Source organism: Arthrobacter sp. NPDC080031, assembly GCF_040702485.1.
GTDB lineage: Bacteria > Actinomycetota > Actinomycetes > Actinomycetales > Micrococcaceae > Arthrobacter.
Genome location: NZ_JBFBLA010000024.1, coordinates 1 through 23,667 on the forward strand (window position 1 = coordinate 1; position 23,667 = coordinate 23,667).

Below are 23,667 nucleotides of genomic sequence, written 5' to 3' on the forward strand. Positions count from 1 at the left end.
CCACAAACTCGTTGCGGGCACTCTGAGGAAATGACCTGACCATAGAACGCTCCATCAATCAGAGCGTTGCTACGACCATATGACTTTGCCCCCTCAAAACGACAACAAATGCGAGTCAGTTGGGTGGGTGGGCACGCACTCAGCGGCTGAAACGCAAGGTCACCAACTGGAACGGCCGCAGGGTCAGTTCGGCGGCACTCGCTCCGGGAGTCACCCCGGGAGCCTCGACCGGGCGCTCCAGGAGGTCCACTGATTGCACCATCCGTGATTCGAAGTTGGCCGTGATGAGGCCCGTGGAGCGTTCACCCAGTGATTCGTAAAGCCTCACGATGACATCTCCGGAGCCGTCCTCGGCAAGCTTGACGGCTTCGATGACCAGGGCTTGGTTGAACACCGTGAAGAGCGGCTCCACAGGGTTCGCCCCCGCCACCAGCCTCGGTTTGAGGTTGGTCCGGTAGCCCTCTTCCACGGCGCCGCCGATGCTGGCGCCGGGCCGGATGCTCAGATCCAGGACGTGCAGACCGAGGTCGGCCCGGGGGTCCGGGAACTTGGGCGCCCGCAGCAGTGACATCCGGACGTTGGTGGTGGTTCCGCCGTCGTCGCGGATGGTCCGGGTGACGTCATGCCCGTAGCTTGACGCATTGGCGATGGCGACGCCGTAACCCGGCTCTGCCACGTGGATCCAGCGATGGGCGCAGAATTCGAACTTGGCAGCTTCCCAGGACGTGTTGGTGTGCGTCGCCCGGAATACGTGCCCGAACTGGGTCTCCGAGGCGGACCGGTCGGCACGGACATCCAACGGGAAACCGATCTTCAGGAGCTTCTCGTGCTCCTGCCAGTCCACCGTGGTGGAAATGCCGAGGGATTCCGCGCCCGCTTCGAGGGAAATGCGCTGCGTGATGGTGGAGGAGCCGACAGTCCGCTCCACCACGACGACGGCGTCCCAGCCCGCGCTTTCCAGCGTCACCGATCGCGCCTCGACGACGGAGACGACGTTCCGGCGGTAAAACTCGTCGATGTCCCAGGCATCCCATTCGTTGGGCGTGTCCCGGTGGAGTTCAAGGTGGTTGCCGAACATCCCGGGCGCAATGGCTTCGCGGCCGGTTGCGTAATCCGAGAGGGAGGTCAGCAGTCCGTTGGCGTCCAGCACCGCGCGGATGATGCCGTTGTCCAGAACATAGCCGCCGGCGCGTTCTGTGACATTGACCGGACTGTCCTCGTGAACCGCTTCCGCAGCGGCGAGCGCGGGAACCCCGCTGCGCTCATGCGGGGCCGCATTGAGCAGGAAGATCGTGTCTCCCTCGCCCAGGAGGGCCGAAGCGGCATCCGCGATGATGCCTTCCAGCTCCCGGGCGATCGCGGCATAGTTCCGCTCCGCATCCTGGTGGACCCACGCGATGGCGCTGCCCGGCAGGATGTCGTGGAACTGCTGCAATAGCACAAGCCGCCACAAGCGCTTGAGGTCCGCCGCAGGATAGGTGAACGACCCGGGAGTCCGTACTGCCGCCGTCGAGCACCACAGCTCAGCCTCGCGCAGGAGGTGCTCCGAGCGGCGGTTCCCCTGTTTGGTGTTGGCCTGGCTCGTGTAGGTGCCCCTGTGCAGCTCAAGGTACATCTCCCCGACCCAGACCGGGAGGTTGTGGTACTCGGCCTCGGCCTGCTTGAAGAACTCTTCGGCGGTTCCCATCCGCACCTTCGGCGAGCCTTCCAGATCCGCCGTCCGGTGGGCTGCGGCAACCATTTCGCGCGTGGGTCCGCCGCCGCCGTCGCCGTAACCGAAGGGGACCAGCGAAATGGTGCCCCTGCCGTGCTCCCGGTAGTTGCGCTGGGCATGGGCGAGCTCGCGGCCGTGGAGCTCGGAGTTGTAGGTATCCACGGGCGGGAAGTGGGTGAAAAGCCGCGTGCCGTCGATGCCCTCCCAATTGAAAGTGTGATGCGGCATCTTGTTGACCTGGTTCCAGGAGATCTTCTGGGTCAGGAACCACCGGGAACCAGCGGACTTGACGATCTGCGGGAGGGCCCCGGAATATCCGAACGAGTCAGGGAGCCAGGCTTCCTGGCAGTCGACGCCGAACTCGTGCAGGAAGAAGCTCTTGCCTTCTACGAACTGGCGGGCCATGGCCTCGCCGCCGGGCATGTTGGTGTCCGATTCCACCCACATTCCGCCGACCGGCACGAATTGCCCGGCCTTTACTTTCTCCCGAATCCGGATGAACAGCTCAGGATAGAACTCCTTCATCCACGCCAATTGCTGCGCGGAGGAGCAGGAGAAGACGAAATCGGGGTTCTCATCCATGAGGGCGACAACGTTGGAGAACGTGCGGGCGCACTTGCGGATCGTTTCACGGACCGGCCAGAGCCAGGCCGAGTCAATGTGCGCGTGGCCGGTGGCCAGAAGTTCGTGGGCCGAGGCGTAAGCGGGCCGACTGAGGACCTCGGCGAGGGCTTCCCTGCCGGCGGCTGCAGTGCCCGCGACATCGTCCGGGTCCATGACATCAAGCATGCGCTCAAAAGCGCGGAGGATCTCGTGCCGCCGGGGCAGTTCGAAAGGCAACTCGTGCATCAGCCCGCTGAGGGTCCAGATGTCCTGGTGAAGGTCCCAGACCACCTCGTTGAGTTCGGCTATGGCGATGCGTCCGAGCCGGTAGCGGGGCTCGTCGCCGGAGGTGGATTTGTCCCCCAGCGGGGTTGCCGCGAAGCTCCACCCCTGGCTGAGGTCGGGATTGGCGGCGGCCTCGACGTAGAAGTCCACCGAAAGGCCGCCACCCAGAAGCTTCAGCGGCACGTACTGGTTGCGCGGAGAGATGGCCTTGATGATGGTGCCGTCCGGTCGCCAGGCGATGCCTTCGCACTGGAATCCCGGGACATCGTTGTTGAAGCCGAGATCGACGACGATCTCCACCGCGGTACCATCGGCTGCTCCCCAGCCCTCCGGGACCTCGCCTCGAAGCCGCAGCCACTTGGTGCTCCAGGCCTTGCCCCACGCGGCACCGTGTTCCTGGGGTTCGAAGACCTGGCGGAGTGCTTCCGAGACCGGAACGGGCTCTCCCGGGGCATCCCAGCTGCTCAGTTCAAGGGGCAGTGCGCGGCCATAGATGGCAGGGGCTATCCGCTCCCGGACAAAACGTTCGAGCCGCTTCTCAGTGATCAGGCGGTCGTCGTGCAATTAAAGTCCCCTTTGGCGGTGGGCTGGGTAGAGATGCTTCCTTACCGAGATGAGCAGCCTACGCAAGGCCATTGTCCGGAGGAAATCGATTCCATTCGATGGATAAAATCTACGTTGTTCCTGGACAATAGCCAAGTGTTGGCGGCTATCCCTGCAAGTCCCTAATCCCCACCCGGTCACTGCCCGCGTAGACGTTCAGGCTGGTCCCCCGGCTGAATCCCACCAGGGTCAGGCCCGTCTCCTGCGCGAGTTCCACGGCGAGGCTGGATGGTGCGCTGACGGCGGCCAAAACCGGGATTCCTGCGAGCGCCGCCTTCTGGACCAGCTCAAAGGATGCCCTTCCGGACACCTGCAGGACGGTGCCGCGCAGGGGCAGCAATCCTTCGCGCAGCGCCCAGCCCACCACCTTGTCCACGGCGTTGTGCCTGCCCACGTCTTCCCGCAGGCACAGAAGCTCGGCAGCACTGCCGCTGCCGGCGTCGTGGATTCTGAAGAGGCCGGCGGCATGCACTCCCCCTGTCTTGTCGAAGACCGCCTGTGCTTCCCGCAGACGGTCAGGCAGGGACGCCAGAACCTCGACCGGAATGCTCAGGGAGTCGCCGGCGGGGCTGAAGTGTGAGGATTTGCGCACTGCCTCGATGGAGTCGGTGCCGCAGATCCCGCACGAGCTGGAGGTGTAGACGTTGCGGCCGGTCTCAGGGAGGACGACGTCGGGACGCAACTGCGCTTCGACGACGTTGAAGGTCTGCACGCCGTTCTCGTCCTCGCCGGCGCAGAAACGCAGCGAAATGAGCTGGGCAGCGTCCCAAATGACGCCCTCCGACACCAGGAAGCCCGCGACGAGGTCGAAATCGTCTCCAGGGGTCCGCATGGTCACCGAGAAGGACATGTGCCCCAGGCGCACCTCGAGCGGCTCCTCGACGGCCAGGAAGTCCTCGCGGTAGCGGACCGGGTGCTCCAGCGCCTGGGCGGAGCCATCCAGCACAAATTTGTGCACCTTGCGGCGCTGGGTCACCCGTCCCATCTCAGATACCCACCGCTCCGACGGCTTCCCTGTGTTCGGCGCCTTCCCCATGCTTGACGAACCGCACCGTCATGGCCTTGTAGCCCGGCGTGTTGGATTCACGGGCAACGAGCTCCCGGTGGACCAGGGCGTTGGCCTCCGGGAAGTACGCAGCCGCGCAGCCCTTGGCCGTGGGATAGGCAACCAGCCGGAACTTGTCCGCCCGGCGTTCCGTTCCGCCGAAAGTGGAGATGACGTCCACCATGTCCCGGTCCTCGAAGCCGAGTTCGCTGAGATCGTCCTCGTGGACCAGGATGACGCGACGGCCTTCGGAAATGCCCCGGTAGCGGTCGTCCAAGCCGTAGAACGTGGTGTTGTACTGGTCGTGGCTGCGGACTGTCTGCAGGATCAGGTGGCCGCCCGGGGCTTCAAGGTACTCCAGCGGGCTCACGGTGAATCGTGCCTTGCCGATGTCCGTGGCGAAAGTGCGGGTGTCGCGTGGTGGATTGGGCAGCACGAAACCGTTCTTGGTCCGGACACGCGCGTTGAAGTCCTCGAAGCCGGGGATCACCCTGGAGATGTGGTCCCGGATGACGTCGTAGTCCTCCGCCATGGCACGCCAGTTCACCGCATGGTCATCGCCGAGGACTGCCTGTGCCATGCGTGCGACGATGACGGGTTCGCTGAGCAAGTGCTCCGAGACCGGAGTCAGGCGGCCTTGGGTGGAGTGGATGACGGACATGGAGTCTTCCACGGAGAGGATCTGCCGACCGCCCGGGTGTTTGTCGTCCGTGTCCGTTCGGCCCAGGGTAGGCAGGATCAGGGAGGTCTTGCCGTGCACCACATGGGCGCGGTTGGGCTTGGTGGAGATGTGCACCGTCAGCCCGGCCCGCTTGAGCCCTTCCTCCAGCGCGACGGTGTCCGAGCCTGCCGCGGCGAAGTTTCCGCCCATGGAAACGAACACGTCCACCTCGCCCTTCTCCAAGGCGTGCTGGGTTTCCACGGAGTCGTATCCGTGTGCCCGGGGAGCGGTGACTCCAAACTCTTTGTCAAGGGCTGCCAGAAAGCCTTCGGAAGGCTTCTCCCAGATGCCCATGGTGCGGTCGCCCTGCACGTTGGAGTGGCCGCGGACGGGGCAGGCACCGGCGCCACGCTTGCCGAAGTTTCCCTGCAAGAGCAGCAGGTTGATGATTTCCCGCAGGGTATCCACCGAGTGGGGCTGCTGGGTCAGACCCAGCGCCCAGCAAATGATGGTGCCCTTCGACGCGGCCAGCATGCCGGCCACCTTGGTGATGTCGATGCGGCTCAAGCCCGTGGCCCGTTCAGTCTCAACCCAATCCAGGGCCGCCCGGGCCTCGGCGTAGGCCTCGAAGCCATCGGTCTGCGCGTCGATGAAGGCGCGGTCTACCACTGTTCCCGGCTGCCGCTTCTCCTCCTCCAGCAGGAGGTGGCCCAATGCCTGGAACAAGGCAAGGTCGCCACCCACCTTGATCTGCAGGAATTCATCGGCGATGTCCGTGCCGCCGCCCACCACGCCGCTGAGCGACTGGGGATCCTTGAAGTTCAGGAGCCCGGCTTCCGGCAACGGATTGACCGCGACAACCTTGCCACCGTTGTTCTTGCAATCACGCAAGGCGGAGAGCATGCGCGGATGGTTCGTGCCCGGGTTCTGGCCCACAACGAGCACGAGTTGCGCTTCGTGGATGTCTTCCAGTGAGACAGTGCCCTTGCCGATGCCGATGGTCGGGTTGAGGGCGCTACCGGAAGACTCGTGGCACATGTTCGAGCAGTCGGGCAGGTTGTTGGTGCCCACGCCGCGTGCGAACAGTTGGTACATGAACGCGGTCTCGTTGGCCGTGCGCCCGGACGTGTAAAAAACGCAGCGGTCCGGCGTGGTGGCATTCACGTGCTCACCGATCAGGGCGAAAGCATCCGTCCAGCTGATCGGCGAATAGTGTGTGTCTCCGGGGCGGATCACCACGGGCTCGGCAATGCGGCCTTGGCTGCCGAGCCAATATTCGGTCTTGTCCTCAAGCTCGGCCAGGGAGTGCCGGGCCCAGAACCGGGCGTCGACCACGCGCGTGGTGCTCTCCTCGGCGATTGCCTTGGCCCCGTTTTCACAGAACTCCGCGGGGCTGCGTTTGCCGGTGATGGACTCGGGCCACGCGCAGCCGGGACAGTCAAAGCCGTCCCGTTGGTTGACGCGGAGCATTGACTTGACGGTCCGGCTGACGCCCGCTTGGGCCCAACCGCGTTCCAATGCAACGGTGACTGCCTTGACGCCCGCGGCGGAGCGCTTGGGTGGGTGGATCTGAAGGTCATCTTCGTTGATGTCCTGCTCGGGAGCATGCCTGTTCATGTCCCCATCATTGCAAGGCCTGATCCTCTAATCCACCTGCGTCCATTCGGCGTCGGAATCTCTCAGCCCGTCAGGGCGCTCCAGTCGACCGGCCCGGAGGACGCCTTGCGCGCTGGCTTGGCAGGAGTCTTCCTGGCTTTGTCTTCCGTGGGCTTTGGCCGGGGAAGGGGCGGCCCCCACGGCAACGGAAAAGCTGGCACTGCCTCTCCCAGTTGCACCCCGTGCGGTGGCACCACCATGACTCCCTCGGCGCTGGCGAGGCCGCGCATCATCCCGGGCCCCGCATGCTGGGCCGGCGAGGCCAAGCCGTACACGAACCTGAAGGGAAGCAAGCGCGTGCGCCCCGGGTCGGCGTCGAGCATCGCACCGCAAGAAACCTCGCCGACCTCCGGCAGCGTCCTGTGCCCCAGCCCCGCGAGGAGCGGTGCACCGATCGTGAACAGGACCATCATGGCCGCGAGCGGATTGCCGGGGAGACCCAGCACAAAGCGCCCGTCCGGCAGTTCAGCCAAAACACCGGGATGTCCCGGACGCATCGCAATTCCATCTATCAGCAGGCGTCCGCCGAGCTCCGAAATGGCCCGCCGGAAGTGGTCCGTCCCCGAACGGCCGGTTCCCCCGGTGGTGATGACGACGTCGGCAGGTGGCGCGTCCGGCGACAGTTCGCCTTCCTGAAGGGCCGAGAGCCACTCGTCATAGGAGTCGCCCACCTTGATTTGCTCGCCGCCGATCCCGCCAAGGAGCTCGACGACGGCGCCAAGCTGGGGACCGAAGGTATCCCGCACCCGGCCCGGGACCGGGACACCCGCGGTCACCACTTCAGAGCCGGTGAGGAGCATTTTCACGAGGGGCTTGCCTAGGACGTCCAGTTCATCCCGCCCGGCCAAGGCGGCCAGGGCGAGATGGGCAGGGTTCAAGACAACGCCCGATTTGATCAGCAGCTCGCCCTCCGCGGCTTCTTCCCCGGCGTTCCGGATGTGTTGGCCGTTGCGCGGCTCGCCCGGTTTCGCGTTCCCGCCGAGCGCGAGGACCGGCAAACCGTCTTCGTCCGTGGTCAGGACCCCGCTCTCGCTGCGGAGCACGGCTTTGGCCCCCGGCGGGATCAGGCCGCCCGTGACGATCGGGCTCGCTTGGTGCGGGGCCAGCCGATGGCCTGGTTCGGCGAGGATCCATGGGCCGCTGCCGTTGACCGCCCAGCCATCCATCGCCGAGGACGCGTAGTGAGGCAGGTCCTGCAGGGCGTGCACATCAGCGGCCAGGGTCCTGCCGAGGGCGTCCTTCAGCGCAACGGGTGCGGCGGGAATGGGAGTGGCACTGTCGAAGGCTAGTTGCCGCGCCTCGGCCCACAGGTGGTCGGCGTGCGGGAGATGCCCGGGGGCTTCCGTCATCCGGCGTCGGTTCCGGGGTTCGTGTAGTCCTTCGCGAGAGTGCGTGCCAGGCCCATGGCGGCATCCATCGACGCAGCCTCAGTCGCTTGTCCGGAGCCCGCAGCAAGTCCGGCGGCGAAGCCCGCAATGAAGGTGGTCAAGGGAGCTGCCGGCCGGACCACTGAATGGGCTGCAACGCCTGCCAGGGACAGGATCTCGTTGATGTCGATCTCGACGTCTTCGAGCTCATAGGCTTGCAGCAGGCTCCGGCACCATTCCTCGAGCGTTTCTTCCTGGCTCTTCATGATCGGCCTCCACTGTCCGGTACAGCTGTTATCACGGCAGGTCGCCGTCCACTCCAAGCGCCGCGGCGTCGTCCCAGGTATCCACGTCATCGGTGGACCCTGCGGGTACAGGCACTGCCAGCAGATCAAGCCTAGCAAGCAGGCCGAACACTGCGGTGTTGGCGAGTCCACCTTGTTCTTCCGCAGCCCGCACTTCCCGTTGTAGCGCGGATACGCGGTAGATCCCGAGCAGGGGCTGTTTCCGACCGTCGGCGGATACGGACAAGGCCCCTTCCGCGTCCTGGCGGCTTGCCAGTTCCCGGAGGAGTACCGGAACGGCGTCGGCGGCCAGGGGCATATCGCAGGCCATGACGAGTACCCAGGGCGCGTGCTTCGTGGACGGCCTCTGCCCATCCTGCGTTTCGCCGTCTTGCGCTTCGCCATCCTGCGCTTCCCCGTCTTGCGCTTCCAGCGCGGCGAGTCCGGCGGCGATCGCGGCGGCCGGTCCGGCGTAGGGCGGGTCTTCCCGTGCGGTCAAGGTGCCGTCCGGCAAAGTGCCGGGATCCGGCCCGACGACGACGACCCTCCCGGCACCGCGCACGGCCGCCACGGCGCGCTGAAGCAGCGTGGCGCCGTCGTACCTCAACCGGGCTTTGGGCACGCCGCCGAGGCGGGAGGACTTGCCACCCGCCAATATCACCGCATCAAAGTCCACCCGCCCAGATTACCCGGGAAGCAGGCTCGATTCCGGTTCAGGCCGCCGATTCAGGCAGGAGGAAGGGATCCCATGCGGGCGCAGGTTTCTCAAGCTCCTTGATCTGCCAGATAGTCCCGGTGGGCGCCGCAGGAGTGAACCTCAGTTTCCAGCCCATCTCGGCTGGAGTGTGGTCACTCTTGGCGTTGTTGCAGCGAAGGCACGCTGCCACCAGGTTTTCCCAGGAATCCGCGCCGCCCCTGGATTTGGGGTGGACGTGGTCAATGGTGTGGGCTGCTTTCCCGCAATAGGCGCAACGGTGGCCGTCGCGGCGCAAGACGCCGCGGCGTGTAACCGCCGTGATGGTGTTGTACCTCGGCCGGATGTAGCGATTGAGCAGAATCACGGACGGACGTCCGAGAATTTCCTGTGGCCCGACGACAGGCTCGTCGCCTTCGGCCACTACGCTCGCTTTTCCGGTGAGCACAAGGACCAGCGCCCGGCGGAAGGTTACTACCGCCAGCGGTTCATATCCAGCATTCAGAACGAGTGTGCGCATGCACGTACCTCTTCACGGCCGCACCCGTCAGGGGCGCGAGGGCCGGCTGCCCTCTGCATGTACGGGCTGTGGATCGACAACCTAAGAGTAAACACCCGGAGGCCGGATCACCGAATCCTTGCGGGAGTTCGGGCACAGTGTCGGTCAAAGTTCATGTGCCGGACACGTTAGCGCATGCTGGTTAAAACAGAACATCCCCGCGGGCGGACCAGCGGGGATGTTCCAGTGAAGCTATATAGCCGGAGCTATTTAGCCACCAACGCGGATGAAGACCGGGCCGGAGCCGACGTTGACGCTGTACAGGGCGGTGGTGCCGCCGTTCCAGCCGCCGTGGACCGCCATGCCGTTGCCGACATAAACGGCGATGTGGGCCATGCCCATGCCACCGTTCTGGTAGTAGACCAGGTCTCCCGGCTGCGCTTCAGCAGCGCTGACCGTACGGCCAAGGGAGAGGTAGTCTGCCGGCCAGCCGTGGAAGTTGATGCCAACAGCGGCCAGCGAGTTCGAAGCCAGGGCGGTGCAGTCCTGGGCAACGCCAAGCTGGGCGTAAGCTGCGGCAGCAATTGCTGCGCCCTTGCCGCTGGCAACCTTCGTTACAGGCGAAACAGCAGCGGTGACCGAAAGCGTCGAGGAGCCGGTAGCGGCACCCGTTGCAGCCTGCGGAGCCGGAGTGGCGTCCTGCGTGGCAACCGGAGCTGCGACAACCGGAGCAGCTTCGGTGGAGACCGCCGGGCGCTCGTACTTGATGGCGACGGAGGAGTCGGCGGAAATGCTTGCTTGGGCGATTGACTGGACTTCCAGGGCGGAGGTCGAAGTGGACTCGCGGGGGACGTTGGTTTCTGCAGCGTTGGCTGCGATACCGCTAGTGAGCACCAGACCGGAAGCAGCTGCGATAACGGCTGCCTGACGGCCTACGCCACCGGCGTTGCTGCCGACAGTCTTAGCGATAACGGCAAGCGAGTTGGTCTTGGTGACCGCGGCACGGTGGCGCGCAACAGTAGAGCGTGAAGACACGTTAAGAGGCCTCTCCCTATGCCCGCGAGGTAAGCTGTCGGATTCGGATGGGAGTCATCCGGCCACACTTCTCCCTCTCGGAAGTTGTGCGACTTAACCCCAAGGCCATCGGTGAAGATGACCAAAAGTGGGTCCCCCGCCTCTGCCAGACGATGTTTTGCGAACGGAACCTCGAGCAGTGGCAGAGCTAGGCAATCCACTCGAGTGCATCAACTCTCTAAAAGTTGATGCGTCTTAGACGGTACATGAGTTTTGGCTGAATGTCACATTCAGGTCACGGAGCGTGACAAGCATTCGAGAGACTTCCATCGGATTGGCTACAGCCAGCCCAGGGGGTCAACGACGTCGCCGTTGACCATGACTTCAAAATGGAGGTGGCAGCCGGTGGAGGCGCCGGTGGTGCCGCTCAATGCGATGACATCGCCACGGCTGACCGTTTGGCCCACCTGGACGTTGAACGACGACAAATGGTTGTACGTGGTTTCCAGGCCGTTGCCATGGTCCACCACAATGCGGTTTCCGCCGCCATACGGATGCCAGCCGGCGAAAGTGACCTTTCCGGCCGCGGCTGCATGGACCTGGGTGCCGCACTGGGCCACGAAGTCCTGGCCTCGGTGGAACTCCCCCAAACCGCCCGTGATGGGATTCACGCGGTACCCGAAAGGCGAGGCCGTGGTCAGGGTGTCCAGCGGCGCGCCCAGGGTGCCCTTGGAGGACGATGTCTTGATGGTGCCGACGGACTGCGCGCTCAAGAGTTGCTTGAGCTTGCTGTCAGGATCCGCCGTGGTGGAAACCGCAGCACGGCTGAAGTCGATCGTGGCACTTGGAGCGGCCGGAATCTCAGGCTGGGTGCCTGCAGCCGAGGCGGCCTGGCTTGAGTCGGCCGTGGCCGTCATGGCGCCGGTGCCCGGCATGGCGACCGTCAGGATGAGGCCCGTCGTGGCAAGGGCCACTCCGGCCTTCTGTCCGGCCCCGCTCGCCGCGGCGAACTCGGCCATCTGCCGGAAAGGACCCTTGCGGCGGCGAAGTTCGCGATGGGGATCGCGGGGCCGCTCGTGCTCGACGGCGTTCGTGCTCCGCAGCTCAGCAGTAGGACCGGACGCGCGCCTGCGGCCCCTGGTGTTCTGCGTGGTCAAGGTTTTCCTCTCTGGCAAGCCTGCGAAGTTAGCTGTCGGATTCGGGCCAGAGAGATCGTGGACCCGGTCCGCGTGAAGGGCGCGAAGCGCGGGCTACCCGAAGGGGTCCCGCACTGTTTGCCCTTCCGCTGCGGACTTCACCCCAAGGCCGTCTTTCGACAGCCGATGGTGGTTCCTCCGCTTCTGCCAGTGAATGGACTAATCCACCTGATCCGCTGGCAGAACTCGGCTTCGGATCAGGTAACGCTTTGGTATCGGCGCCAGTAACAAACTATAGGGGATTAAGCCCCCGCGGTAATAATTTCGTTATCTTTGCGGGCCGCCTCGCCGGGACGGCTAGGCGACCGTGACAAAGACGTGCGAGGCAACCTCAGGCGGCAGCTCAAGCGCGCCGTCGATATTGGGCACGCGAACAGAGATGTACTCCCCCACGCGTTCCAGGGACACCCTGGCGCCGGGACGGATCCCGCCCTCGTCCAGCTGGAGCAGAAGTTCCGGTTCCACCTGGATCGGTTCAGCCAGCCGGCTGACGGTGACCCGGTTTTCAGGTGAGTATTCGTTCATGGCATCAACAAGGTTGACCACACCATCCGTAAAGGCATGGGACGCGGCTCCGCCCAGCGCCTCGAGTCCGGGGATGGGGTTGCCGTAGGGCGATTCCGTGGGGTGGTCCAGCAGCTCGTAGAGCCGGCGTTCCACGCGTTCGCTCATGACATGCTCCCAGCGGCAGGCTTCATCGTGGACGTAGGCCCAGTCCAGTCCGATGACATCTGCCAGGAGCCGTTCGGCGAGCCGGTGCTTGCGCATGACCTCGGTGGCGCGTTTCCGGCCCGTTTCAGTCAGCTCAAGGTGCCGGTCATCGGACACAATGACCAGGCCGTCGCGCTCCATCCGTCCGATCGTCTGGGAAACGGTGGGGCCGGAGTGCCGCAAGCGCTCTGCGATGCGTGCGCGAAGAGCCACGATGTTCTCTTCTTCAAGCTCCAAAATGGTCCGAAGATACATCTCAGTGGTATCGATCAGATCCGTCATCCAGCTCAGCTCCTCGAGCGCAGTATCTTGCGTATTTTCGCCAGCTCCAAGCTTAGCTTATTTGGAATTACTCCGGATAATTCTCGTGCCTCGTCCAACCCCCGTGGAACAGATGCTTCCACGTGGCGGACTATGACACCTTCGGTTCTGCCCCCGCCTGCGGCGTCAGGCAGAATTGGGGAGTCGAAGGGGCAGCTTGCCACCTGCCGCGACGCATCTAGGCCGCTACTTCACCATTGGAGCATCCCGTGAGCGACAACAGCATCACTATCCCCGCCGATTTGCTGCCCAAGGACGGCCGGTTCGGCGCCGGGCCCTCCAAGGTCCGCCCGGAGCAGATCGAAGCACTTTCCGCCGCCTCGACAACGATCCTGGGCACCTCCCACCGCCAGGCACCGGTCAAGAACCTGGTGGGCTCCGTCCGCGAGGGACTTAGCCAGTTCTTCCGTGCACCCGAGGGCTACGAGGTGATTCTCGGCGTCGGAGGCTCCACCGCGTTCTGGGATGTCGCCAGCTTCGGCCTGGTCGAGAAGAAGGCCCAGCACCTCTCCTTCGGTGAGTTCGGTTCCAAGTTCGCTTCGGCGACCAACAAGGCACCGTTCCTGGAAGCTTCCTCCATCATCAAGTCCGAGCCCGGCACCCGGCCGGTTTCCCAGGCCGAAGCAGGCGTGGACGTGTATGCCTGGCCCCAGAACGAAACCTCCACGGGTGTGGCCGCTCCGGTCAAGCGCGTTCAAGGCAGCGACGACGGGGCCTTGGTCCTGGTTGACGCGACGTCCGCAGCCGGCGGCCTGGACGTCGATGTTGCCGAGGCTGACGTCTACTACTTCGCACCGCAAAAGAACTTTGCCTCCGACGGCGGCCTGTGGCTCGGTCTCTTCTCCCCCGCCGCCCTCGAGCGCGCCGCCCGCGTCAAGGCAAGCGGCCGCTGGATCCCCGATTTCCTGGACCTGCAGACGGCTATCGACAACTCGAAGCTCAGCCAGACCTACAACACGCCGTCCCTGTCCACCCTGGTGACCTTGGATGCCCAGGTCCAGTGGCTCAACAAGAACGGTGGCCTGGACTTCGCTTCCGGACGCACCGCGGACTCCGCAAGCCGCATCTACAACTGGGCCGAGGCTTCCGAATACGCCACGCCGTTCGTCGCGAAGGCCGAGGACCGCTCCAATGTCATCGCCACGATCGATTTCGATGACTCAATCGACGCCGCGGCCATCGCCAAGGTGCTGCGCGCCAACGGGATCGTGGACACGGAACCGTACCGCAAGCTGGGCCGGAACCAGCTGCGCATCGCTACCTTCGTTGCCATCGAGCCGGACGACGTCTCTGCATTGCTCGCCAGCATCGACTATGTGGTGGGCGAACTGAAGAAGTAAGGGACTGCCGCGTTCGCGCGGTCAGGACTGGTCGGCGTCGTCCGGACCCGCGCCTTGGGACTCAATGCGGAAGAACCGCATCCCGCGGGCGCTCCTATCGAAACGGAGCCGCAGCTGGCGCGCGCGGATGATCCACACGATGCCGACGACGGCGGTGCCGGCGCCTGCCGCGGCGGCCACGCCCACAGCCCATCGGGGTCCGGCCACGTTGGACACCCATCCGACGAACGGTGCCCCGATGGGCGTTCCACCCATGAAGATGGCCATGTAGAGTGCCATGACCCTGCCGCGCATGACAGGTTCCGTGGTGGACTGCACATAGCCGTTGGCGCTCGTGATCATGGTCAGGGCGAACAGTCCGCAGGGAATCAGGGCCAAGGCAAACATGGTGTAGTTCGGCGCCAGGGCGGCCAGTCCGCTCGCGAGGCCGAACCCGCCCGCCGCCGCGAAGATGAGCCGCATCCGCGGCCGCCCGCGCCGGGCGGCCAGCAACGCTCCTGCGACGGAGCCGATCGCCATGACTGAGTTGAGCAGCCCGAATGCTCCCGCGTCCATACCGAACACCGTGCCGACCATGGCTGCGATGAAGAGGACGAAGTTCAGGCCGAAGGTGCCCATGATGAAAATCGCGACGAGGACAACCACAATGTCCGGGCGATCGCGGACATAGCGAAGCCCTTCCCGGATGCGGCCCTTGCCTGCGGCGGCCCGGGGTTGGACGCGCAAGGAGGAGAGGGGGATGGCCCGGATCGCCCCAAGCATTGCGAGGAAGGTCAGGGTGTTGATCATGAATACCCAGCCCGGCCCCACGGCAACCGTCAGCGCGCCGGCCACGGCCGGACCGATCATGCGGGCAACGTTGAAGGATGCGCTGTTCAATGCAACGGCGTTGGAAAGATAGTCGTCCTTGACCAGCTCCGACACGAACGTCTGGCGAACCGGGGCGTCAAGTGCCGAGACAACGCCAAGCAAGAGCGCGAACACATAGACATGCCACAACTGCGCAGCACCGCTCAGGACCAGGAGTCCCAAGCCAGTGCTCAGGACAGCCATGGCCGATTGGGTCATGACCAGGAGCCTGCGCCGGCTGTAGCGGTCGGCAAGCAGTCCGGCCCACGGGGCCAGGAAAAGCTGCGGGCCCAGTTGGAGGGCCAAGGTCACGCCCATCGCGCCGGCATCATGGTTGCTCAGATGGGCGAAGACCAGCCAGTCCTGGGCGGTCCGCTGCATCCACGTGCCGACGTTGGAAATGAGGGCACCAATGAACCAAATGCGGTAGTTGGGGACACCCAGCGATTTGAAAGTGGACATCAGATTCCACCTTCACGAAGTTCGCTCGCCGGGCCCGCCAAGTGCTAGTCAGCCTCGATGTCGTCGGCGTCGTCGTTCTCTTGTTCGCCGGCGGAGGCGGCGAGGTCCTCAGCGGAGGGGCCGCCGTCGTCGTCCGCGTCAAGGGGGACGCCGGCTTCCTCCGCCAATTCTTCGGCTTCGGTAGCCTCGTCCTCCGGACGGACGCGCTTTGCCCACGGCACCCATTCAGGAGCGAGGATGGAGTCCTCCGACGGCAGCAGGCCAAGCTCGCTGACCGTGACCACTTTCGAGCGCGAGTTGCGGGTCACGACCGCGTACCACTGCCAACCGCCGTAGCCGGGCAGCCTTGATTCGAACAGGTGCGTGACGACGCGTTCACCTTCGGAGCGCGCGGCAATATGCGGTCCGATCTCACCCGGTTTGGCAATGGTTTCCACCGCGTTCCGGGCGACGTCGACGGCGGCGGCCAAGAAAGCGTCCGGCTTGCCGACGCGCCACACAGGAAGGCCGGTGCGGGGTTTCGCCGTTGCCGGCTTCCGCTCGGCACCGGGACCAGCCGTTCCAGCAGCGGCGTCATTTCCGGCCACTTCAGGACTGGCTTCAGCGGATTCCGATGTCATGGCAGGTTTAGGCTTCCAGCTCGTCGGCAACCTTGCGCAGGGCTGCAGCGATGGCCTTGCCCTTGGCGCCTTCAGGGTACTTGCCGGCGGACAACGTGCCGGAGAGGTTGTCCAGGACAGAGACGAGATCCTGGACTACCGGAGCGAGCTCGCGTGCGTTCATGCGCTTGGCTTTGGCGATGGATGGCAGCTTGTCCAGCACGCGGAGGCCCAGCGCCTGGGCGCCCCGGCGACCGTCGGCGACGCCGAACTCAACCCGGGTGCCTGCCTTGAGATCCGCTACGCCTTCGGGCAGTGCGGATTTGGGCAGGAACACTTCCTGGCCGTCCTCTGCCGCGAGGAATCCGAAGCCTTTGTCCTTGTCATACCACTTGACCTTGCCGGTGGGCACGTAATCAACCTTCTTCGTTCTTACTTGCGAGACACAGCCGGCGCGCCACCGCATCCGCAGGATACTGCGGGAATAGGGGTAACTGCCTGGACCGTGTTGGTCTATTGCTTCAAGGTTATCCTGCCCGGCCGCGGATTCTCGCTTTGAGACCACGCAGGCAGGTCCTGGCGCCTTTTGTCGGCAACGAGGCTGCACCTTGGCCTGCAACAGGGGATGCGGCCCGGGACTGTTAGCGTTGCTTCCATGATTCCCCGCGACTTCCGCCGCCCGCTCACGATCGTCGCCGCCATCGTCGCAGTCCTTTCCCTGGCGTCCGTAGCGGCCGTCATGGCCGTAGCTTTCGCCAACGCCGTGGCACCGGTCTGGGTCACGTCCACCGCTCTCTACGGGCTTCCGCTCGCCTTCATTTTGATGGCCGCGTTGGTGGTTGACTCTGTCCGGGCGCGGCGTCGCCAATGAGCAGCCGGAAAGCCCGACGGCGGACCCGGCTGGCGGTAACGTTGAACTGATGTCCCTTATTCGCGCGCTCAGCAAGGAACTGGAAGCGCGCAGCGATGACTCGCTGCGGGCCCTGTTTGCCGCGCGGCCCGACCTCATCTCCCCCGTGGTCCCGGACTTCGCCGCACTCGCGGCGCGGGCAAGTGCGCGGGTCAGCGTGCAGCGCGCCCTGGAACGGCTCAACAAACCGGAGATGCAGGTACTGGAGACAATCCACCTGTGCACCAACACCGACACCGGCCACAGCGTCTCCGCGGCAGGACTGAAGAAGTGCATCAACGGCGCCACCCTTGCCGCGCTCGAGCCGATCCTTAACAAGCTCCAGGAACTGGCCCTCATCCACCGCGCCGATCCGCCGGCCACGGTGCACAATCCAGGCCGGCAGCGTTTCTACTTGCCGGTGGGCAGCCTCAAGGACGTCATCGGCATCTACCCGGCCGGCTTGGGCCGTAGCTACACCGAGCTGGTACGGCTGCAACCCGCCTTCGCCCAGCGCGTGGTGCATCTCGTCGCCGAACTCCACCAGAGCGGGGCCAATATCCTGCCCGCCACGACGCCGATGGACGCGGCGCTGGCGCTGCAACGTTGGACATCGACACCGGAGGACCTCCAACACATTCTGTCCGAGGCACCTGCACGGACGCGTCCCCTTTTGAACAAGTTCGGCAGCTGGGCCATGGGCGCCGTTCCCCAAGCCCAGCGCAAGGCTTCCGTGCTCCATGAAGGCCGCGACGTCGGTCCCGTGGACTGGCTCCTGGCCCGCGCTTTGCTTGTTCCCCTGGACGCCGGCCACGTTGAACTCCCGCACAGCGTCGGCCTGTCCCTGCGTGGCGGCGCGATCGTGGACCACTTCACGTTGAAGCCTCCCGTGCCGGAGCTGGGCCAAACGAGTGCTGCCTTGCGCCGGAATGCCGCCATGGGGGCCATCGCCGAAGTGCTCCGCCTGGTGGGTGACCTCCTGTACGCGGTCCGCGAGCAGCCGGTGGTTACCCTGCGCAGCGGAGGGGTCGGCGTGCGTGAACTCAAACGCCTGGCCGACAGCCTCCGCCTGGGATTGTCCGAGACCGCCCTGATCCTCGAGCTCAGTGCCTTGTCCGGATTGCTGCGCCTCGACGTGGACAGTTCCACCTGGGTTCAGCCGCCGTCGGTGGAATGGCTCACTCTTCCCCGCCAGGAGCAGTGGCTCTGGCTGGTCAACGCCTGGCTCGCCAGCGAGCGCGCTCCTTCCCTCGTGGGACAAACCCTCTCCGGACCTGCCACCACGGCACCGCGATCCGGTTCTCCGGCAGGTTCCATCAATGCCTTGTCCGCCGAGGCCCAGCGCCCTGACGCCCCGTTGGTGCGCAAACGGATCCTGGAGATCCTCGAGGAGCTCACCCTCGAGGCGGGAGCACCGGACGGCAAGGCGCCGGTGCTCAACGCCGAAGCCGTCATGGAACGCGCGGAATGGGCCCAGCCCCGGATGTCCCGGCGGTTCAGCTCCCTTGTCCGCGGCATCCTGCACGAAGCCGAACTCCTGGGGCTCATGGGCTCGGGCGCCCTGACCCAGCTTGGTTCTGCGATTGCCACCGAACAGCCCGAGCTGGCACTCAGCATCCTCGGCGAACACTTGCCCGCCGCGGTCAACCATGTGCTGCTCCAGGCCGACTTGACCGCCGTCGCCCCGGGCTATCTGGCACCTGAACTGAGCGAAAAACTGCTCTTGCTCGCCGACGCCGAAGGCCAGGGTCCGGCCACGATCTTCCGCTTCTCCGCAGATTCGATCCGGCGCGCGTTGGACGCCGGCCAGGACGCGGAAACCATCCTCACGTTCCTGCGCACGCACTCCGCCACCGACGTTCCCCAACCGCTCCGCTACTTGATCAAGGACATCGCCTCAAGGCACGGCCGGCTGCGCGTCGCCAGCAGCCCCAGTTTCATCCAAAGCGACGACGAGGCCGCCATCGCCGAGCTCGTCCGGGAGCCGGGAGCCGCAAGCCTGGGACTCGTCCGGATCGCCCCCACAGTACTGACCTCCACGGCGAGCCCGCGGGAGACGGCGAGGGTGCTGCGCGAGCTGGGACTCTCCCCTGCCGTGCAGGAGGCGGAGACCGCCGTCGTGCGCTATAAGAGGACGACGGCGGTGGCCGGTGGCGTGCGCCCCGTCTACACGGCGCCCCGCACCGCTCCGCCGGACGACGACGTCGACGCCCAGCTCGCGGTGCTGAGGCACCACCGCGCGGTCCACGGCGAAGCGACCGGCGAGGCGGCAACGCAACTGGGACTCGAAACCCTGCAGAGGGCCATCCGGCTGAAGCAAGCGGTCACCATGAACGTGGTGGACGGCTTGGGGAATTCCAATACCGAAACCGTTGTTCCCGTATCAGTGTCCGGAGGGCGCGTCAGGGTGTTCGACGCCGCCCGGGATACCGAAAGAGTCCTGTCCATCCATCGCATCATCGATGTGGAGCCCGCGGGCGAACCGCGCAAGTGAGGAAACAATAGTGAGCGACGGTCCGCTGATCGTACAGAGCGACAAAACCATCCTGCTGGAGGTCGACCACGAGCTCGCTACCGAGGCGCGGCATGCGATCGCGGCGTTCGCCGAGCTCGAACGCGCCCCTGAACACGTCCACAGCTACCGGCTCACCCCCTTGGGCCTATGGAATGCGCGCGCCGCAGGACTGGACGCCGAAAAAGTCCTCGACACGCTCCTGCGCTACTCCAGGTTCCCGGTGCCGCACTCATTGCTGATCGACATCGAAGAGACGATGTCCCGCTACGGTCGCTTGCGCCTCGAAAAGGACCCGCAACACGGACTGGTCATGCGCACCACCGACTATCCCGTACTCGAGGAAGTCATCCGGGCCAAGAAAATCGCGCCCTTGCTGGGGCCAAGGATCGACGGCGAAACCGTGGTGGTGCACTCCTCCCAGCGGGGACAGCTCAAGCAGTTGTTGCTCAAGCTTGGCTGGCCGGCCGAGGACCTCGCCGGCTACGTGGACGGAACTCCACACCTGATCGCCCTGAACGAGGACGGCTGGCACCTGCGGCCGTACCAGAAACTTGCCACGGAGAACTTCTGGGCGGGCGGCAGCGGCGTCGTCGTGCTGCCCTGTGGTGCGGGCAAGACCCTGGTGGGGGCCGCAGCCATGGCTACCAGCTCCACCACCACGCTGATCCTGGTCACCAACACTGTCGCGGCCCGGCAATGGAAAGACGAGCTCCTGAAGCGGACGTCGCTGACGGAGCAGGAAATCGGCGAGTACTCGGGCGCGGTCAAGGAGGTACGGCCAGTCACGATCGCCACCTACCAGGTCCTGACCACGAAACGCGGAGGCCTGTACCCGCACCTGGAACTCGTGGACGGCCACGACTGGGGACTCATCATCTACGACGAGGTCCATCTCCTGCCGGCTCCGATCTTCCGGATGACCGCGGACCTCCAAGCGCGGCGCCGTCTGGGACTCACTGCGACGCTTGTGCGTGAGGATGGTCGCGAGGGCGAGGTCTTCAGTTTGATTGGCCCCAAGCGCTACGACGCACCGTGGAAAGACATCGAAGCCCAGGGCTACATCGCGCCCGCCGACTGCGTCGAAGTCCGGGTGGACCTGCCCCGGGACGAGCGCGTCGCCTACGCGATGGCGGAGGATGCCGACAAGTACCGGCTCTGCGCGACGTCGGAGACCAAGACCCACTTGGTGGACCAGCTCGTTGCCCTGCACCAGGGCGAGCAGCTGCTGGTGATCGGCCAGTACATCGACCAGTTGGATGAGATCGGCGAGCGCCTGGACGCCCCGGTGATCAAGGGCGATACCAGTGTGAAGGTGCGGCAGAAGCTGTTCGATGCCTTCCGCGCCGGTGACATCAAGACCCTCGTGGTGTCCAAAGTGGCCAACTTCTCGATCGACCTGCCCGAGGCCTCCGTGGCGATCCAGGTATCCGGGTCTTTCGGTTCCCGCCAGGAAGAGGCTCAACGCTTGGGACGATTGCTTCGCCCCAAGCAGGACGGCCGTGCTGCACGCTTCTATTCCTTGGTTGCCCGGGACACCCTCGACCAGGACTTTGCCGCCAAACGGCAGCGCTTCCTCGCCGAACAGGGCTACGCCTACCGGATCATGGACGCCAAGGACGTACCCGCCGGATAGGGCTAGGCAACCAGCTGTTGTGCGCGCTCCGGCTGCTGCGCTGCTTGCAGCACGACGACGTCGACGACGGCCCAGGAGTCCCCGTCCTTGAGCTGCGCATCGGCGAAGCGTTCGGCGGCAAGGCGGTCGCTGAACTCTTCGTGCTCGATGCGTCCGGAAAGCGTATCCAGGTAGCTGACATGGAATTCGACGTTTTGAGTTTCAACGCGTGATTCTTGTTTGTTTTCCATGGCTCAAGTGTGAATCGGGGCTCTGACAATTTAGGACTGGGCCCGCGGCGTGTTGGCTTTTAGCCGCGAACGTTGCCCCGGGCCGCCTGTTCAGGGCCTCCGCAGCACTTCCGCAGCGGTGCTCCGGACCGCCGCGGTCACGGCGTCCAGGATCCGCGACGGTGTCCGCCACCGTTGCCAGTGCAGGGGCACGTCCAGCGGCTGCTCGGGCGCGAGCTCCACCAAGTGCCCATCGGCTATGTCCCTGCCGCATTGCGGTTCAGGCAGCAGTCCCCACCCGAGCCCCAAGCGGATGGCCTCGGCAAACTCCTGGCTGGAGGGAACATAGTGCCGCGGCCCTGCCGGTTCCATCCCACGCCGGGCACCGCCCAGGAGCTCGAGGAAACGGTGCTGGTACTCATCCTTGCGGTCGAAGTCCACGGCCGGAGCCGCGCGCAGCGAGGCGACATCGACGCCGTCGGGAAGCCACCGCGCCCTGAATTCCGCAGTGGTGACGGCACGGTACCGCATGCTCCCCAGCGGCTCCACCCGGCAGCCCTGCACCGGCTCGGGAGTCGCGGTCACGGCGGCCATCACCGTCCCGGCGCGCAGCATGGACGTTGAATACTGCTCGTCGTCCCGGTGAAGATCAAAGACGGCGTTCAGCTCCGCCGGGATCCTGGTAAGTGCCTTGAGGAACCAGACGGACAAGGAATCCGCGTTGACCACGATCGGAACCGAGACCATCGGCGATTCGCCCGGCAGGCCCAGTTCCAGTTCGGCGTCGGCCTCCAACTGGGCGAGCTGCCGCGCCAGCCTGAGCACCACGTGTCCCGACTCCGTGGCCCGGACAGGATTGCTGCGCTGCAGCAATACCCTGCCGGACGCTTGTTCAAGCGCCTTGAGGCGTTGGGAGACCGCCGACGGCGTGATGTTCAGTGATCGGGCAGCGGCGTCGAGCGTACCTTCAGTGAGCACGGCGGCGAAGGTGTGCAACTGTTCAGAAGAGAATCGGGCCATAAGAGAATCTTACGATGCCTAAGAATATTTAGCTGGACTAATGTTGAAGGCAAAACCTAGCCTCGAAGCATGAACTCCCCCGATGTCTTCCACGCTGCAGGCCTGGGCCTCGGCACAGGCCTTGCCCTCATTGTTGCCATAGGCGCCCAAAATGCCTTCGTCCTCCGGAAAGGAATCCGCGGCGAACATGTCGGAGCCATCGTTGCCGTGTGCGCCATCTCGGACGCCGTGCTCATCGCGGCCGGAGTGCTCGGGACAGGAGCCCTGCTCACCGCGGCGCCTGCCGCCGTCGTCGTTCTCCGTTACGTCGGCGCCGCCTTCCTGGTCACGTACGGGGTGATGGCGGCGCGGCGGATCCTCAAGCCGCAATCGCTCGTATCCGCTGAGCCCGGGCCCCCGGGCTCCGCTCGAGGCGGATTGGCGGCAGCGCTGGCAACTGTCACGGCACTGACCTGGCTCAACCCCCACGTCTACCTGGACACCGTATTGCTCCTGGGATCCGTGGCGAACGCGCAAGGGCCCGGGCTGCAGTGGTGGTTCGGCGCCGGAGCCATGCTGGGCAGTATTCTGTGGTTCTGTTCACTCGGGTTCGGCGCGAAACTGCTCCGTGGTTTCTTTGCGCGCCCTGCGTCTTGGCGGGTCCTCGACGGCGGGATTGCCGTCACCATGGTGGGACTCGGCGTCGGGCTGGCGCTCGGCAGCTAACGCGGACCACAACCATCACCCCGATAATTCTCACAACAAGCATCCAGTCAACTCCCAGAAACTGGGAGCATCATGAATGGTATGAAAAAGAACGGCCCCGAAGCCAAGCTCCTCGTCGTCGACGACGAACCCAACATCCGTGAGCTGCTCTCCACCTCGCTGCGTTTTGCCGGCTTTGAGGTCGTTGCGGCGTCAAACGGCCGCGAAGCGCTCGCTGCCGCCGATCTTCACGCCCCGGACCTCGCGGTCCTGGACGTCATGCTCCCCGATATGGATGGGTTCACTGTCACCCGCCGCCTTCGGGCCGCCGGAAAGCACTTCCCCGTCCTGTTCCTGACTGCCAAGGACGACACGGAAGACAAGGTCACCGGCCTGACCGTGGGCGGCGACGACTACGTCACCAAGCCCTTCAGCCTCGACGAAGTAGTGGCGCGGATCCGCGCGGTGCTGCGCCGCACGCAGCCGATGGAAGACGACGACGCGGTCATCCGCGTGGATGACCTGGAGCTCGACGACGACGCGCACGAGGTCCGCCGCGGCGGCACCATCATCGAGCTCTCGCCCACCGAGTTCAAGCTGCTGCGATACCTCATGCTGAATCCGAACCGGGTGCTTTCCAAGGCCCAGATCCTGGACCACGTTTGGGAATACGACTTCAACGGCGACGCCTCGATCGTGGAGTCCTACATCTCCTACCTCCGGCGCAAAGTGGATATTGACCCGGATGCCACTGCCTTGATCCAGACCAAGCGCGGCGTCGGTTACGTACTGCGGACGGCCGAGAAGCGCTGAC

Annotated in this window: 21 protein-coding genes and 2 riboswitches; of the genes, 6 read left to right on the top strand and 15 right to left on the bottom strand. The window is 65.0% G+C overall.

Going from position 1 to position 23,667, the window contains the following annotated elements; all coding sequences use genetic code 11:
• Nucleotides 1-139: 139 nt before the first annotated feature.
• The 10 genes from AB0323_RS18340 to AB0323_RS18385 form a co-directional block, all read right to left on the bottom strand.
• Complete coding sequence (locus AB0323_RS18340; RefSeq protein WP_366178604.1) at nt 140-3,166, bottom strand: glycoside hydrolase family 38 C-terminal domain-containing protein; 3,027 nt, start codon at nt 3,164-3,166, stop codon at nt 140-142.
• A 145-nt stretch (nt 3,167-3,311) separates the two neighbouring features.
• A complete protein-coding gene (gene fdhD, locus AB0323_RS18345; protein WP_366178605.1) occupies nt 3,312-4,190 on the bottom strand; it encodes a formate dehydrogenase accessory sulfurtransferase FdhD in 879 nt (292 codons plus the stop codon).
• A 1-nt stretch (nt 4,191) separates the two neighbouring features.
• Nucleotides 4,192-6,528: an FdhF/YdeP family oxidoreductase gene (locus AB0323_RS18350; RefSeq protein ID WP_366178606.1), complete on the bottom strand. Its 2,337-nt coding sequence runs from the start codon at nt 6,526-6,528 to the stop codon at nt 4,192-4,194.
• A 62-nt stretch (nt 6,529-6,590) separates the two neighbouring features.
• Entirely contained in the window at nt 6,591-7,916 is a 1,326-nt protein-coding gene (locus AB0323_RS18355) for a molybdopterin molybdotransferase MoeA (RefSeq protein WP_366178607.1), read from the bottom strand.
• On the bottom strand, nt 7,913-8,200 hold the full coding sequence (locus AB0323_RS18360) for a DUF6457 domain-containing protein (RefSeq protein ID WP_234751566.1): 288 nt from the start codon (nt 8,198-8,200) through the stop codon (nt 7,913-7,915). Before AB0323_RS18360 ends, AB0323_RS18355 begins: the two co-directional genes overlap by 4 nt.
• Before the next feature lie 31 nt (nt 8,201-8,231).
• Nucleotides 8,232-8,894: an NTP transferase domain-containing protein gene (locus AB0323_RS18365; RefSeq protein ID WP_366178608.1), complete on the bottom strand. Its 663-nt coding sequence runs from the start codon at nt 8,892-8,894 to the stop codon at nt 8,232-8,234.
• Nucleotides 8,895-8,931: 37 nt separating this feature from the next.
• Nucleotides 8,932-9,432, bottom strand: coding sequence for an HNH endonuclease (locus AB0323_RS18370; RefSeq protein ID WP_028266173.1), 501 nt, complete (start codon nt 9,430-9,432; stop codon nt 8,932-8,934).
• A gap of 249 nt (nt 9,433-9,681) precedes the next feature.
• Complete coding sequence (locus AB0323_RS18375) at nt 9,682-10,446, bottom strand: NlpC/P60 family protein (protein WP_366178609.1); 765 nt, start codon at nt 10,444-10,446, stop codon at nt 9,682-9,684.
• A gap of 5 nt (nt 10,447-10,451) precedes the next feature.
• Nucleotides 10,452-10,634: riboswitch (cyclic di-AMP (ydaO/yuaA leader) on the bottom strand.
• A 129-nt stretch (nt 10,635-10,763) separates the two neighbouring features.
• Nucleotides 10,764-11,582, bottom strand: a complete 819-nt coding sequence (locus AB0323_RS18380; RefSeq protein ID WP_366178610.1) for a M23 family metallopeptidase — start codon at nt 11,580-11,582, stop codon at nt 10,764-10,766.
• Between the two features lie 2 nt (nt 11,583-11,584).
• A riboswitch (cyclic di-AMP (ydaO/yuaA leader) is annotated at nt 11,585-11,792 on the bottom strand.
• 126 nt (nt 11,793-11,918) lie between these two features.
• Complete coding sequence (locus AB0323_RS18385; RefSeq protein WP_364539305.1) at nt 11,919-12,614, bottom strand: metal-dependent transcriptional regulator; 696 nt, start codon at nt 12,612-12,614, stop codon at nt 11,919-11,921.
• Between the two features lie 248 nt (nt 12,615-12,862).
• On the opposite strand from AB0323_RS18385, the gene serC reads away from it, so the two are divergent.
• The gene (gene serC / locus AB0323_RS18390; protein ID WP_366178611.1) at nt 12,863-13,993 is read left to right on the top strand and encodes a phosphoserine transaminase; all 1,131 of its coding nucleotides are present in this window, start codon (nt 12,863-12,865) and stop codon (nt 13,991-13,993) included.
• A gap of 21 nt (nt 13,994-14,014) precedes the next feature.
• Here serC and AB0323_RS18395 read toward each other — a convergent pair whose 3' ends face one another.
• Genes AB0323_RS18395 through AB0323_RS18405 form a run of 3 tightly spaced genes read right to left on the bottom strand, consistent with a single transcriptional unit; the run spans nt 14,015 to nt 16,315 of the window.
• Complete coding sequence (locus AB0323_RS18395) at nt 14,015-15,304, bottom strand: MFS transporter (protein WP_366178612.1); 1,290 nt, start codon at nt 15,302-15,304, stop codon at nt 14,015-14,017.
• A gap of 44 nt (nt 15,305-15,348) precedes the next feature.
• Nucleotides 15,349-15,924, bottom strand: a complete 576-nt coding sequence (locus tag AB0323_RS18400) for a DUF3027 domain-containing protein (RefSeq protein ID WP_366178613.1) — start codon at nt 15,922-15,924, stop codon at nt 15,349-15,351.
• 7 nt (nt 15,925-15,931) lie between these two features.
• Nucleotides 15,932-16,315, bottom strand: coding sequence for a cold-shock protein (locus tag AB0323_RS18405; RefSeq protein WP_078106274.1), 384 nt, complete (start codon nt 16,313-16,315; stop codon nt 15,932-15,934).
• 243 nt (nt 16,316-16,558) lie between these two features.
• Here AB0323_RS18405 and AB0323_RS18410 point away from each other — a divergent pair, with 243 nt between their 5' ends.
• The 3 genes from AB0323_RS18410 to AB0323_RS18420 are packed head-to-tail and all read left to right on the top strand — an operon-like array spanning nt 16,559 to nt 20,940.
• Nucleotides 16,559-16,774, top strand: coding sequence for a hypothetical protein (locus tag AB0323_RS18410; RefSeq protein WP_366178614.1), 216 nt, complete (start codon nt 16,559-16,561; stop codon nt 16,772-16,774).
• A gap of 49 nt (nt 16,775-16,823) precedes the next feature.
• Complete coding sequence (locus tag AB0323_RS18415; RefSeq protein ID WP_366178615.1) at nt 16,824-19,286, top strand: helicase-associated domain-containing protein; 2,463 nt, start codon at nt 16,824-16,826, stop codon at nt 19,284-19,286.
• 10 nt (nt 19,287-19,296) lie between these two features.
• Nucleotides 19,297-20,940: a DNA repair helicase XPB gene (locus tag AB0323_RS18420; protein ID WP_366178616.1), complete on the top strand. Its 1,644-nt coding sequence runs from the start codon at nt 19,297-19,299 to the stop codon at nt 20,938-20,940.
• Between the two features lie 2 nt (nt 20,941-20,942).
• On the opposite strand, the gene AB0323_RS18425 is transcribed toward AB0323_RS18420, so the two are convergent.
• Entirely contained in the window at nt 20,943-21,170 is a 228-nt protein-coding gene (locus AB0323_RS18425; protein WP_366178617.1) for a hypothetical protein, read from the bottom strand.
• A gap of 90 nt (nt 21,171-21,260) precedes the next feature.
• Nucleotides 21,261-22,169: a LysR family transcriptional regulator ArgP gene (locus AB0323_RS18430; RefSeq protein ID WP_366178618.1), complete on the bottom strand. Its 909-nt coding sequence runs from the start codon at nt 22,167-22,169 to the stop codon at nt 21,261-21,263.
• 69 nt (nt 22,170-22,238) lie between these two features.
• Here AB0323_RS18430 and AB0323_RS18435 point away from each other — a divergent pair, with 69 nt between their 5' ends.
• Nucleotides 22,239-22,874: a LysE/ArgO family amino acid transporter gene (locus AB0323_RS18435; RefSeq protein WP_366178619.1), complete on the top strand. Its 636-nt coding sequence runs from the start codon at nt 22,239-22,241 to the stop codon at nt 22,872-22,874.
• 81 nt (nt 22,875-22,955) lie between these two features.
• Complete coding sequence (locus AB0323_RS18440) at nt 22,956-23,666, top strand: response regulator transcription factor (protein WP_059388206.1); 711 nt, start codon at nt 22,956-22,958, stop codon at nt 23,664-23,666.
• Nucleotide 23,667: the final 1 nt, after the last annotated feature.